Raw genomic sequence first — 13,794 nt, 5'->3', positions numbered from 1 at the left:
AATAGTAAAGTGAAGTCAACGAAATTTTTCGCTGATTTTTTTTGTGGTGCGAAAAAACTTATTATACCAAGTGCGAAAACAAATATGAAACGGATACTTCGGAATTTCCGATTATAACATATTTTATAAGCAAAAAAGCAATTCTGTTATAATGGAATAAAATCAACTTTAAAAGGAGCTAAAACGGATGATTAGAGCGATTTCTGTAGATATGGATGGGACTTTTTTAGATGGAAATGGTGAATATGATCGCGCTAGATTTGAGAAGATTTATGCAGAATTAGTGAAGCGTGAGATTAAATTTATTGTTGCGAGCGGTAATCAATATTATCAGCTTAAATCTTTTTTTCCAGGGAAGGGTGAGGAGCTTTTTTACGTCGCTGAAAATGGTGCGGTTATTTTTCATCAAGGGGAATTACTTAGTGTGAATCGTTTTGATGAAAGATTGGTTCAAAAGATTTTGCAGACGTTGATTCAAGAATATCAGGATTTGCAAGTGATTCTTTGTGGTGTGAAGAGTGCGTATTTGTTAAAAGCGCCCAATCCGGATTTTAAAGCATTTGCGAAAAAGTATTATTTTGAGTTGCAAGAGGTGGATTCGTTCGATGTGCTTCCGGATGATACGTTTATTAAGTTCGCGCTTGATGTGGAAGTGGCTAAAACTGGGCAAATTGTGGGAGATTTGAATCAAACGTTTGCTGGCGAAATTCGCGCTGTGTCGAGTGGGCATGGGAGTATTGATATTATTATTCCGGGTGTGACGAAAGGGAACGCGATTCAGCAACTATTGAATGAATGGCAAGTGGCGCCAGATGATTTACTCGCTTTTGGCGATGCGAATAATGATATAGAAATGTTGCGATTAACTTCGCACAGTTACGCGATGCAAGAAAGTAGCCCGGAAGTTCTTGCTACTGCGAAACATGTGGCTCCTTCTAATAAGGAAGCGGGCGTGTTACAAGTTATAGAAGATTATATGGAAAAAAGCCAAAGACCATGAAGTGGTCTTTGGCTTTTTGGGGGAGTGGTAAATGTGCCGATGTTTCGTAACGGTTATATACTAAATCAATTTACCAGTGTAGATTCTACAATATCTTTTCTGCGATAAACGTTCAGAATAAGACCGAGTAATGCAGCGTAAACTAGTAACATGCTTCCCCCATAACTGATAAACGGCAGGGGTACTACCATGATTGGAACTATTCCAAGCCCCATAAGAATATTCCAAAAAGCTGGAACGGTAAATAATACAGCTCCTCCGATTGTTAATAATCTGCCGAATAAATCCTTTGTTTTAAAAGCGTTTAATGAAATCCGCAATATAAATACAAGCAGTAGTAGACAAAGGAAAATTCCGAATACCCAGCCAAAAGAGTAGACAAGGAATGGAAAGACAAAATCTGTGTGTGCTTCAGGGATTGTCAGATTGTTGTGAAGTCCCTTGCCGAACCAACCAGCCTGCGAAAGGATAGCTTTCACAGATATGAGATTATCAGAGAGATAACTACTAGAGAATTTAAGAATCATCGTACTAATGAAAATAACACCTACAAGCAAATTACCAAGCACTACTTTAATGGCAAATTGGTTACGACGATAATAAAAAATATACATCACTAATACACACAAAAAGTATATAATACTAAATACAAATTGGCTGAGTATAATGTAGAAAATAACTGGGAGCCAAAATAGGATTAGTAGACCTACTAGTTTTTTCCAACCTTTAAAGTCAGTAACTTTGGTGAAAATACCAGCCCACGCTATTAAGAATAAATATAAGCATATAGCTGGACCATTAATCATAATACCCCCGAAAGAAAGCCATATTCCTCCTCCAGTAAGCGTAGTACCAACAAAAAAAGATGTGAAAAACAGGATTAAGGCAGCGCCATAAAAATACATCCATAAATCTTTCAGTTTCCTATAATCAAAGAAAAGAAATCCAATCAGAGCAAGAATCGCAAGGGCGAGCCAGACGATTTGTTTTTTTATAAAGAAAGAATTAGGTGATACTACATCACTCATCAGTGGAAGAAAACCAATACCGGCAAGTAGGATAAATAACGCAATAAGGAGCCAATCCATTCTTGGTTTATGAAGCTGATTCATGTTTTTGCCAACAGTCGAGGGGTCTCCCATTTCCTGGATGGCTTTCTTATTCGCATCCTCTATAGATAATCCTCTCTTTTGAAAGGAGTGACTTAGCTCTTCTAAGTGATTACTAAGCTCTTTTTTAATCATACTGTGAGCTTGCTTGGATTTTACTTTAGCTATTACTTTACCTAAATATTCCTCAAATTTAGCAGAACTCATAAAGAAGCCTCCTCTATTAAATTTTTCAGTGAGCCATGTTGCTTAGAGCCTCTTCGTTCAAAAGTAGCTACAAATTTTTTCCCTTTCGCAGTTAGGGAATAATATTTCTTATCTTCTATCCATTTTGATGAGAGGATTTTCTTATTTTCAAGTAGATGTAAAAGGGTATACAGCTGACCTTCATTGTTTTTGAAGCTAAGTTCATTTTTTTGAAATAGTTGGGTGGAAATCTCATAGCCATGCTTTGCTTCATCGTGCAGTGAATCTAAAATGTTTTTAAGCGTTTCTTCTTTCCAGTAGTGAAGTTCTAGGTGAGATTGCTTCTTCCGGATTGTTTCTTTTACTGCAGTTTTTCTCTCCTCGGAAAAAGAAAAACCCTCAAAATCTTTTTTTATAGAATCCTTTAAATTATAGAATGGATCATCCATGATTATACCTCCTTTTTCATCTTGGTTTTTAATAATTCTCTGGCGTGTTTTAACCTGGTTTTCAATGTATTGCTATTTACACCAGTAATTTTGCTGATATTCGCTAAAGAGAGTTCTTCGTAGTAATGTAAGAAAATAACTTCCCTGTACTTTACGGGTAAATCCATAACCGCGCTCATTAAGCTGTTTGCTACGTCTTTTGCGATAATTTCTTCCTCAACGTGTTTTGACTTGGACGGGAGATAGTCCCAAATTTTATCACTGAAATTTAGTTTGCGATAATGCCAACTACACAAGTAATCTTTGCAATGATTAATAGCAATTCGATATAGCCACGTTTTTATGGATGACTTGTTATTAAACTGACCTAGCTTTTCGTAGCATTTAATAAATATCTCTTGCGTTAAATCTTCCGCTGTCGTTCGATTCTTTACATAAGAAAAAACTAGATGCAGTACATCATCGCTGTAGTTATCCATTAACTGGCTGATTATTTGTTCGGTATTTTCTATGCTATTAATATTAATTCCTATTTCTTCAAGTTCAGTCATTTAAGTTTCACCTTCTTCTGCAATATTAGACGAAGCAAGTATCATTTAGGTTTGGAAAAATTTTATTTATATCCCTAAAATAGCGATAGTCATCTTATAAAGTATTAACTATCTGTTGAAAATACGCAATAAAAAAAAGACTGTAGACAAAATGATTGCTCTACAGTCTTTGGCTTTTTCTATTTCAATAAACTAAGGAATACAACACCCACCATAATTAACAGTATGCCAGAAAGGATAAAAGTCCATTCCAGCGGGCTTTTTTTCTGTTTGAAAATGAGGATACCGCCGATTGTTGCGACGATAACGCAAGCTTGTGATATCGAGAAGCTCGTTGCGACACCGAGTACAGCAGTCGCTAAGAACATGCCTAGATTGGCGATTGACCACGATAATCCGGTCATTAAGTTAAATGTAACATTTTTTCGGGAAATAGCAGTCTTTTTCGCTAAGTTAATACCAATGGCGCATGTCAGCATCCCGATGGCTTGTGGTAAAATGATAGAAAAGCCAGTGACATCAAAAAGCTGGTTTGTCACTACGTAAAGCGTTAAAAAGAAAGAAGATAGAATAACGATACCGTAGACATGAAATGAAACCGACTCCGTGATATGATTCCCGCGTTTTTGAAACCCGGTCATTACCACCCCAATCAAGATTAAAATTACTGCAACAACTCCGATGATAACAGCCGTAACCGTTTGCCATTCCCGAAACACGAGAACAGCAAAAAGCGTTGCGCCAACTAGCTGAGTTCCGTTTGAAATCGGCATTGCCTTCGCGACACTAGAAGCCGCAATTCCTTTAAACTGCAGTAATTGGCCAAAACTCCAAAAGATACCCGAAACAAAACTCACTATAAAAGAAAGAACTGTTATTTCTGGTGATAAAATCCAGAACAAAATGAAAGCAAATAAAAGCGCGCTAATCGAAGTCCCCAGTAGTTGTTCCTCGGGGGTGCTTTTTCGTAAGTTCGCAATTATCGGCATAAATCCCCACCCAAGAACAGGGAGTAACGCAATAAGATAAATAGACATAAAATAAGCTTCCTTTCTAGGTTAGTGGTGCTAATTTAAATCTACCATTCTCCAAAATGAACAGCAATATCCCAAAATTACGGTATTCAATGCGGTAATTTTCGTAGTTTTCTGGGGATGAGTCTTTGTAATAGAATAAGCGTAGGGAAAGGAAAATTAAAAATGAAAGCGGTAACGAAAATGATTGCAAATCGCGAAAAAAATATCATTCAGTTTCTAATGAAGACAGGTCAAACACGTGTTGGAACTATCGCGAATCATCTTGGACTTTCAGAAAAAACTGTCTCAAATTCACTCAAGGAAATCGATGTTTTTCTAAAGGATTTTGATATGACAGTTGTCCGTAAACCAAAAATCGGTGTGTACATTGAGGGCGATAACAAGGCTTTTGCCGAAGTTAGCCGATTCCTAGATAACCAAGTCAGCCAAATCCCATCAACTAAAGAAGAGCGGGTTATCTACATTTTCAGTAAGTTGCTTAAAGCAGACGATTATATCACAATTCATCAACTGGCTGACGAACTTTATATAAGTCGGAGCACGATTGAGAAAAACATGGTTGAAGTTACGAAAATGCTGGAAAAAGAAGGTATTACTTTGTATAAGAAACCTAGTAAGGGTATGAAACTCCTTATTAGTGAACGAGAAAAGCGCGCCTTAACATCGAAATTTATTAATAATTTTTGGGGCAATAATTGGTATTTAAAGCAAGAAGGCGAAAAGGTCCTCCAAGCTTTTGACACGATTAAAGCCGATGTCACCGGAATTTTTCCAGAAGAGGGCTTGAAAGAAATCATTGCGATTGTTCAAGAATTTAGTGAGCGTCATGATTTTGCTTTTACTGATTATGCGTTTCAATCGATTGTCATTCACCTTGCGATTGCTGTAGAGCGTATTCGAGCAGGAGAGTATATCGAAAATGTCGAGAGCGACCCAATGAAAGATGTATTTGATTCGCAGCGAAACAATACGGAAATCCTCGTTAGTATGCTAGAAAATCGTTTGGATATTAAAATTCCAGCATTTGAAGTTGGCTATATTCAGTTGCATTTAACAGCAGCATATAACCAACAGCATGATGAGTTACTTGTAAGTGTTCGACCACAAGAAGACGATGTGGCAGAATTTGTCAGCACGTGTTTAGCGGAAGGAAATTACGATAAGAGCTTACTTGATGACTTGACGACACATATGAAATCCGCCATTAACCGCTTAAAACTTGGTATGCATTTTAAAAACCCGTACCTTAGCAAAATTAAGCAAAACTTTCCCCAAGCGTTTGAAGAAGCGCTATATTTTAAAGCTAAATTTGAACAAAAGTACGATGTGCAAGTGAACGAAGATGAAACGGCGTATATCGCGCTACATTTTGAGGCATACAAAGAAAGAAGTCGTTCTTTCCCCGACCAAATTCGAGTTGTACTTGTATGCAGTACCGGGCTTGGTTCATCAAGATTACTTGCGGCGAGAATTAAAAAATATTTTCCAATGATTATGATTGAAAAAATATTATCCGTTCAGGCGTTAATGGAAACCGAAGTCGATGTAGATTTAGTCATCAGCACGATTTATCTCGAACTGGAAGATATTCCAAGTATTGTTGTCAGTCCAATGATGAGTAAAGCAGATTTACAACAGGTTGAAAGTCAAATCGAACGAACGAGACGCAAGAAAAAGAAACGCAGCCAACCATTTATTGACTTGATTGAACCGAAAACTATTTTTGCAAAGCTAGATGTTGCAACGATGGAAGACGCAATCGCGCAAATTGGTGATAAGCTTGTGGATCTTGGTATTGCTAAATCAGGGATTGTTGAAAGTGCGCTAAAAAGAGAAGCGTTATCGTTCACTTCTTTTGAAGAAATGGCGACACCGCACGCAGATCCTGCACTTATTAATGAATCGCACATCGCTATTGCCACACTTAAAAAACCAGTGAAATGGGGCTTAGTCGATGTGGATAAAATCTTTTTTATCGCTTTGACAGAAAAAAATGGCATTAATTTAGACGCAATGTACGAACAATTTTATAAATATATTGATAATAAAAAATGGCTTGAGAAGCTGACACAATTAAAAAGTGCCGCAGAAATTTATGAGCATTTGTTAAAGGATGGGATGTAATGGAAGTAAAAGATATTTTAACAAAAGAATTAGTCGTCTTTGATTTAGAGGCGACGACCAAAGAAGCAGCAATTGAAGAAATGGCAGAAATGCTAGATGAACGTGGTATTTTAGCGGATAAAGCGACTTATGTTCGAGCAGTTTTGGAACGTGAAGCACATTCAACAACTGGAATAGGTAATAACATTGCTATCCCACACGGAAAAAGTGAAAGTGTCACAAAATCGGCCATTGTTTTTGCAAGAACGAAAGAAATGATTGAATGGGAATCACTGGATGACGAACCGGTAAACATGATTTTCTTACTGGCGATTACTGATTCCGACAAAACAGACGGACATTTAAAAATCCTTGCAGAAATTGCGACGAAACTAATGGACGATGATATTGTCGAAAGTTTAAAAAATACACGAGATAAAGAAGAAGTTATTCGAATTTTAAATGGAGGCGTAGTAGAGATATGAAACGTAAAATTATTGCAGTAACCGCATGTGCGACAGGAGTGGCGCACACATATATGGCAGCACAAGCTCTTAAAAAAGGCGCGAAAAAAATGGGCAACCTTATTAAAGTAGAAACACAAGGTGCGACAGGAATTGAAAATGAATTAACCGAAAAAGATGTAAATATTGGCGAAGTAGTTATTTTCGCAGTGGATACAAAAGTGCGTAACAAAGAACGTTTTGACGGTAAAGTCGTGCTGGAAGTTCCGGTAAGCGCACCAATTAAAGATGCGGAAAAAGTAATCAACGCAGCTCTTGCGTTAATTGACGAAAAATAAGGAGGATCTACCATGTTCAGAAAAATTGGGAGTGAACTGAAAAAACACGTTTTAACAGGTATTTCATATATGATTCCGCTCGTTATTGCAGGCGCCGTTATTATGGCGATTGCGCGGGTTGGTGGTTCGTTTTTCGGAATTACAGATATTTGGGACGCAAAATACGCAGATAGTGCGAATAGCTTAATTTCACTACTGCATAGTTTAGATGGTTTTGGTGGCTTGGCGCTTGGAATGATGTTCCCGGTTATTGCAGCATTTATCGGGTATTCCATTTCGGACAAATTAGCACTGGCGCCTGGTCTTGTTGGTGGTTTACTGGCACGTGATATTGGCGCTGGTTTCCTCGGAGCACTTGCAGCTGGTTTAATCGCTGGTTACACATGTCTTTTAATTAAAAAATATGTGAAATTACCAAAAGCAGCGGCTTCAATTGTACCAGTATTTTTAGTACCAGTTTTTGGCACACTTATTACCGTTCTTATTATTAATTATGTGGTTGGTATTCCTTTTGCTGACTTAAATACAGCTCTTGAAAATTGGCTAAATGGTATGTCTGGATCGAATCAAATTCTAATGGCGGCTATTATCGGCGCGATGGTTGGTTTTGACTTAGGCGGACCAGTTAACAAAGCAGCTGTAACAACGGCGATGGCTCTTTTAACAAGTGGAATTTATGCACCAAATACAGCAGCACAAGTAGCAATCATCATCCCGCCACTTGGACTTGGTTTAGCTACATTAATCGCAAAACGTAAATACAATGCAGAAATGCGTGAAGCTGGAAAATCTTCTCTTATCATGGGACTTGTTGGGATTAGTGAAGGGGCAATTCCTTTTGCAGTAGAATCTCCACTGAAAGTTATTCCGGCTACGGTTCTTGGTTCTGCTGTCGGCGGCGCATTAGCTGTGGGTCTTGGCGCAATTAACCAAGCTCCAATCAGTGGTTTTTATGGCTGGTTCACAGTTGAAAATTGGCCAGTTTATATTTTAGCAATTGCAGTTGGAACGTTAATCGTTGCAGGTATGTCAGTCGCTTTACGTAAATCGAGTGCTGGTGAGGAAATGGCTGGTTCAAGTTACGATGACGAAATTGACGAAGCAGAATGGGAAGCTTAAAAAACGGAGGTAACTATGGTTAAAGCACATATTGTGAACCATACGCATTGGGACCGAGAGTGGTATTTCACCTCGGCCGATGCACTGGTTCTAAGTGAACAACTTTTTACAGAAGTAATTGACGAATTAAAAAAGCACCCAGAAGCAAACTTTGTACTTGATGGGCAATTGTCGATTTTAGATGATTATGTCGCACTGTACCCAGAAAAATTAGCGGATATTAAACAATTAATTGCGGATAAACAAATTTTCATTGGACCGTGGTTTACACAAACAGATGCCTTTTTTGCGCACGGCGAGTCGATTTTGCGCAATGCGATGATTGGGATTTTTGATAGTAAAAAATACGGCGACTATATGAAAATCGGTTATTTGCCAGATACATTTGGTTTTAATGCCCAAATGCCAACTTTACTTGAACATGCTGGCTTTGATAATGTGATTTTCTGGCGCGGAATTCATCTTGGTGAACATGTTGCATCTCCGTATTTTAAATGGCAAGGACTTGGCGAAGATGCGTCTATCTATGCGATTAACATGCCACAAGGATACGGCACAGGGATGCTTCTTGAACCAACGTCCGCATATGTGGATGGACGCCTTGATCCAGCGATTGATTTTATCGAAAAATATAGTAAAACGACCGAAGTATTAATTCCATCTGGAAACGATCAGCTGAATATTATTAGCAATTTTGCCGAGAAATTAGCAGAAATCAACAAGATGGGACGCCATGATTATCAACTTAGCACCTATCAAGATTTTATTCAATATGTAAAAGAGTTACCAGATTTAGAAGAATATCGAGGCGAATTTAGAAGTCCGGTGCTTGCGCGAGTGCATAAAACCATTGGCTCCAGCCGAATGAATATTAAGCTAAAAAGCGCGTCACTCGAGCAAAAACTGCTAACACGTATTGAGCCACTTCTTGTTATTGCTAAAGCATCTGGAATTTCTATTAGCGAACGGTTACTAATGCATACGTGGAAGAAACTTTTAGAAGGTCAAGCGCACGATAGCTTGGCGGGCTGCGTTTCTGATCCAGTTGCCGAAGATATTTTGCACCGGATGAAAGAAGCCGATGAACTATGCGATAGTATCGAAAACACGATTGTGAAGAAAATTGCCGATGATTTGTCACTTGCGGCGAACGAAATTATCGTTTTTAACACGGATTTACATGATTTTGACGGATATAAAGAAATACAAGTGGTAACTGAGCATAAAAACATCCATTTCCCAGCATTTCCGGACGCAACGATTGTCCAAGAAGAGTTCATTCCATCGCGCGAAAATGTGCTAGAAGAAACGCCAGCTGGAAATCGATTTATTGAAGAACCTGGCTACTATGTGCTTCAAGTGCGTGTCAAAGTGGGACTTCCAGGCCTTGGTTACCGCGTGATTGCTTTTGAAGAAAATGACCGCGAACTGGATTCGATGATTGCTTCCAATGATGTGGCAATCACGAATGATTTCTACAAAATCACTTTTGAAAATGGCGAAATTGCTCTTGAAAAACCAAACGGCGAACGCCTGACTTCTTTCATTACGCTAGAGGATGACGTGAATGCAGGTGATACGTATGATTATTCACCACTAGCTGGGGATGTTGCAGAGCTGTTCACTTTTTCCACAGCAAATACAGAGAAATCGAGTGAAGTCGAACGTTTAATTTTAACAGGAAAAAGCGATTTCCCGCTTGATCGTTTGACGAAAGAAGGGCACGGCGACCTGCAAATCAAACTCATTTTAGAGGTGAAAAAAGGTAGCGAACTGCTGGATGTTAAAGTGGAAGTAGATAACCAAATTAAAAATCACCGCCTACGCTTAAAAGTAAATACAGGTGTGAAAACAGACCATAACATCGCCTCACTGCCATTCGGATATATCACAAGAAAACCAGTTGTACCAGCGAATTGGCAAGAAACGTATAGCGAAATGCCAATCGACATCGAACCACTGGAACAAAGCGTGACATTAACCAATGAAACAGCTAGTTGTACAGTTTTCACACGTGGGGTTAAAGAATTCCAGCAGTTGGATCAAGATTTAGCACTGACGCTACTGGCAACAACCGGACAACTCGGAAAACCTGACTTAGCATACCGACCAGGCCGGGCATCAGGCGACACAACGAAAAAAGGTCATGTGCTCATAGAAACAGAAGGTGCGCAGTTACTTGGCAAACATCAATTCACACTTGCCATCTATCTTGGCGACCAAGCTTTCGATGAACATAAAACAGCTGAACGAACAAAAGCGTTCAACCAAGCAAACGTGTCTTATCAACGCCAGCCGTTCAACCACTTTTTACATCGCTTGGACAACAAAATCCAGAAAACAGAACGAAGATTAGGCGCGAAGCAAACGTTAGGTATGTTGAATTTGCCGAAAGAATACTTAGTTTCAGCGTGTCACCCGTCCTACTATACAGCAGATAAATACATCATCCGCCTGGAAAACCCAACTAACACACCACAAAAGTTGGCACTCTCGGATATGTCGTTTGAGTATGTGAATGCTATCGAAGAAGTTGTCGCAAATGACAACAACACGATTCCAGCATACGGGGCTGTTACGTTGCGATTAGACTTATAAAAAGAAAACTTGCTCAAAGCATTTATTTTGAGCAAGTTTTTTGTATTAATCGTAAAAATTCCTTCGAAGCACTGGAGAAAGTTTGATTCTTTTTCCATACAATACTAATACCAGCAGTTAGAGGCGGCGAAAAAGGGATAAACTTTAAGTTAGTATTTTCCGTATTGATAATACCGTCAATGCAAAGAATACTTGCGATGTTCTCCTTAGCGAGCAAAGAAGCGTTATACAGTAAGTTATATCTCCCAATAACATTCAATTGTTCAAAATGCCCTCCAAGCCAACTAGCTAGCTGATTATCAATGAACGACTGGTTTGAAACGACAATCGGATTAGCATCAATATCACTAGGAGTTACAACCACTTTTTCCGCTAAAGGATGTTTTGTATTGACTAAAATCCCCCAAGTATCTTCTATAGTAAGTGGTAAATATTCATATTGTAGTTTTTCGACAGGGTTAATTACCAACCCAAAATCCAGTAAACCGTGCTCAATTTTTTCTAAAACATCATCCGCATTGCCGCTATGCAATTGAAAAGTAATGTCGGGATGTTTCTCTCTCAGTTCATGTAACACGCTGCCGATAAATTCAAATCCTCTCGTTTCAGCAGCACCAATCATTATTTTTCCACTAATCGTCTCATTTTGCAGCAAATTCGAAGTAGTCAACTCCACTAAAGACAAAATTTCTTTTCCACGATTCGCTAAATAAAGCCCATCCTCCGTCAACGTAATAGACCGATTTCCACGAATAAATAAAGTTACCCCTAGTTCTTCCTCAAGTTCCTTCAATTGTTTAGAAAGCGTTGGTTGAGAAAGATGAAGTACTTCCGCCGCTTTACTAATTGTTTTTTCACGCGCAACAGTTAAAAAATAATTCAACACACGAAGCTCCATTAAAATCACCCTTTCCTATAACTAAAATGAATAGTTGGATATGCTTTATAAGTATTATTCAATTATAACTTCTCTCGCTATAATTAAATAGTAAAAGATTTTCGAGGGGGAAAGCGCATGATAGAACAAGATTTACAAAAAAGGCTAGTCGACCAAGAAATTCTCCAAGGGTCGGATTTGTTAGACGAAATTCACAAAGTAAAGCAAAACAATGAACAACTTATCATCGAACTCAACACCAAGTACCACACAAAAAAAGAAGTGACCAAATATCTCAGTGACATCACCGGAAAACCAGTCGATCCGTCAGTCGATGTCTCACTTCCTTTTTACAGCGACTTCGGGAAACACATTACTTTTGGTAAAAATATCTTTATCAATTTAAATGTTACTTTCGTGGATTTGGGTGGGATTACGATTGAAGATAATGTCTTAATTGGCCCAGGAGCAAGACTTGTGACCGTCAACCATTTAGTCAGCCCTAAAAAGAGACGTGGACTGCGGGTAGCACCGATTTGTGTGAAGAAAAACGCCTGGATTGGTGCAAACGCAACGATATTGTCAGGTGTAACAATCGGCGAAAATGCCATCGTTGCTGCGGATGCTACCGTCACAAAAGACGTCCCAGCAAACGTCATCGTCGCCGGAAGCCCAGCCAAACAAATCCGTAAAATTATCGAGGAATAAGGAGAGATAGCAAATGACAATCAAAAATAAAGTAATTATTATAACCGGAGCATCATCCGGAATTGGTGAAGCAACAGCCATACTTTTAGCCGAAAAAGGGGCGAAGTTAGTTCTTGCTGCTCGTCGCGTGGAAAAGCTGGAAAAAATTGTTCAAACCATTAAAGCGAGCTCAGGCGAAGCAATTTTTGCCAAAACGGATGTAACAAAACGCGAAGATAATAAGAAATTAGTTGAATTAGCCATTGAAAGATACGGAAAAGTAGATGCAATCTTTTTAAATGCGGGAATCATGCCAAACTCGCCATTATCCGCTTTAAAAGAAGACGAATGGGAGCAAATGATTGATATTAATATTAAAGGCGTACTGAATGGAATTGCGGCTGTTCTACCTTCTTTCATCGCCCAAAAATCAGGTCATATCATCGCTACTTCTTCTGTAGCAGGATTAAAAGCATATCCCGGCGGTGCGGTTTATGGTGCGACTAAATGGGCAGTCCGCGATTTAATGGAAGTATTACGAATGGAGTCAGCCCAAGAAGGTACCAATATCCGCACAGCGACCATTTATCCAGCAGCTATCAATACGGAATTACTAGAAACAATCACGGATAAAGAAACCGAACAAGGAATGACGAGTCTCTACAAACAATATGGCATCACCCCAGATCGAATCGCCAGCATCGTCGCCTATGCCATTGACCAACCCGAAGACGTCAACGTAAACGAATTCACAGTCGGACCAACGACCCAGCCATGGTAAATAGAAAAGCCTTGAACTGATTGATTATTCGTTCAAGGCTTTTTTTGGTATTGCAGGAGCGGATTAAACATGGTATCTTAAATTGAAAGCGCTTAAAAAGGAGATGACCCAATGAACCGTAAACAATTAGAACAACTAAACCAAAAGTGTCTTTCGGGACAATAGAAACGATTGAAGAGAATTTGGTGATGCTTAATACCGTTGTGCCTGAAGACTTTCAATCTGACGGGAAATGCTTTATAGAATGCGACAATATTGTTGATATTTGTATTGATACAGCGCGACTGAAATTTATTACTACTTAACGTTAATTATAATTAAGAAAATTAATAATTCAAATAAAAAGTAAAAAAATTACAATTCCGTTCACCAAAAAAGAAAAATACATGCTATAATAATTTTGTAATATTAAGAAAAGGACCAGTTTTATTTCAATTAAAACTGGTCCTTTTTTAGAAAGAGAGGGCAGTGAGGTAGATAACGGGAGATAGAAAA

At 38.6% G+C, this 13,794-nt stretch carries 13 protein-coding genes; 8 read left to right on the top strand and 5 right to left on the bottom strand.

All coding sequences use genetic code 11. From position 1 onward, the window contains the following. Window positions 1-187: 187 nt before the first annotated feature. A complete protein-coding gene (locus OC533_RS06285; RefSeq protein WP_194323180.1) occupies window positions 188-1,000 on the top strand; it encodes a Cof-type HAD-IIB family hydrolase in 813 nt (270 codons plus the stop codon). 65 nt (window positions 1,001-1,065) lie between these two features. Here OC533_RS06285 and OC533_RS06280 read toward each other — a convergent pair whose 3' ends face one another. The 4 genes from OC533_RS06280 to OC533_RS06265 form a co-directional block, all read right to left on the bottom strand. Beyond that, window positions 1,066-2,316: an FtsW/RodA/SpoVE family cell cycle protein gene (locus OC533_RS06280; RefSeq protein ID WP_194323181.1), complete on the bottom strand. Its 1,251-nt coding sequence runs from the start codon at window positions 2,314-2,316 to the stop codon at window positions 1,066-1,068. Then, complete coding sequence (locus OC533_RS06275; protein ID WP_033533432.1) at window positions 2,313-2,744, bottom strand: PadR family transcriptional regulator; 432 nt, start codon at window positions 2,742-2,744, stop codon at window positions 2,313-2,315. The genes OC533_RS06280 and OC533_RS06275 overlap by 4 nt, the downstream gene beginning before the upstream one ends. A 2-nt stretch (window positions 2,745-2,746) precedes the next feature. Further along, entirely contained in the window at window positions 2,747-3,295 is a 549-nt protein-coding gene (locus OC533_RS06270; RefSeq protein WP_194323182.1) for a sigma-70 family RNA polymerase sigma factor, read from the bottom strand. Between the two features lie 179 nt (window positions 3,296-3,474). After that, the gene (locus OC533_RS06265; RefSeq protein WP_003725150.1) at window positions 3,475-4,332 is read right to left on the bottom strand and encodes a GRP family sugar transporter; all 858 of its coding nucleotides are present in this window, start codon (window positions 4,330-4,332) and stop codon (window positions 3,475-3,477) included. 162 nt (window positions 4,333-4,494) lie between these two features. Here OC533_RS06265 and OC533_RS06260 point away from each other — a divergent pair, with 162 nt between their 5' ends. The 5 genes from OC533_RS06260 to OC533_RS06240 are packed head-to-tail and all read left to right on the top strand — an operon-like array spanning window position 4,495 to window position 10,954. Further along, the gene (locus tag OC533_RS06260; protein WP_194323183.1) at window positions 4,495-6,456 is read left to right on the top strand and encodes a BglG family transcription antiterminator; all 1,962 of its coding nucleotides are present in this window, start codon (window positions 4,495-4,497) and stop codon (window positions 6,454-6,456) included. Then, complete coding sequence (locus tag OC533_RS06255; protein WP_061668613.1) at window positions 6,456-6,920, top strand: PTS sugar transporter subunit IIA; 465 nt, start codon at window positions 6,456-6,458, stop codon at window positions 6,918-6,920. The genes OC533_RS06260 and OC533_RS06255 overlap by 1 nt, the downstream gene beginning before the upstream one ends. Continuing rightward, window positions 6,917-7,237, top strand: a complete 321-nt coding sequence (locus OC533_RS06250) for a PTS fructose transporter subunit IIB (protein ID WP_003722977.1) — start codon at window positions 6,917-6,919, stop codon at window positions 7,235-7,237. The genes OC533_RS06255 and OC533_RS06250 overlap by 4 nt, the downstream gene beginning before the upstream one ends. A gap of 12 nt (window positions 7,238-7,249) precedes the next feature. Beyond that, on the top strand, window positions 7,250-8,356 hold the full coding sequence (locus OC533_RS06245) for a PTS fructose transporter subunit IIC (protein ID WP_070752622.1): 1,107 nt from the start codon (window positions 7,250-7,252) through the stop codon (window positions 8,354-8,356). Window positions 8,357-8,371: 15 nt separating this feature from the next. After that, a complete protein-coding gene (locus OC533_RS06240; protein ID WP_194323184.1) occupies window positions 8,372-10,954 on the top strand; it encodes an alpha-mannosidase in 2,583 nt (860 codons plus the stop codon). Window positions 10,955-10,976: 22 nt separating this feature from the next. Here OC533_RS06240 and OC533_RS06235 read toward each other — a convergent pair whose 3' ends face one another. Next, window positions 10,977-11,852, bottom strand: coding sequence for a LysR family transcriptional regulator (locus tag OC533_RS06235; RefSeq protein ID WP_070752619.1), 876 nt, complete (start codon window positions 11,850-11,852; stop codon window positions 10,977-10,979). A gap of 117 nt (window positions 11,853-11,969) precedes the next feature. On the opposite strand from OC533_RS06235, the gene OC533_RS06230 reads away from it, so the two are divergent. Together OC533_RS06230 and OC533_RS06225 are read left to right on the top strand one after the other, a co-directional pair. Next, on the top strand, window positions 11,970-12,539 hold the full coding sequence (locus OC533_RS06230; RefSeq protein WP_003760436.1) for a DapH/DapD/GlmU-related protein: 570 nt from the start codon (window positions 11,970-11,972) through the stop codon (window positions 12,537-12,539). 13 nt (window positions 12,540-12,552) lie between these two features. Continuing rightward, entirely contained in the window at window positions 12,553-13,299 is a 747-nt protein-coding gene (locus OC533_RS06225; RefSeq protein ID WP_003770423.1) for an SDR family oxidoreductase, read from the top strand. Window positions 13,300-13,794: the final 495 nt, after the last annotated feature.

The organism is Listeria sp. Marseille-Q6474 (assembly GCF_946902005.1).
Taxonomy (GTDB): Bacteria; Bacillota; Bacilli; order Lactobacillales; family Listeriaceae; genus Listeria; species Listeria innocua.
This window is presented reverse-complemented; position numbering and strand designations above follow the sequence as displayed.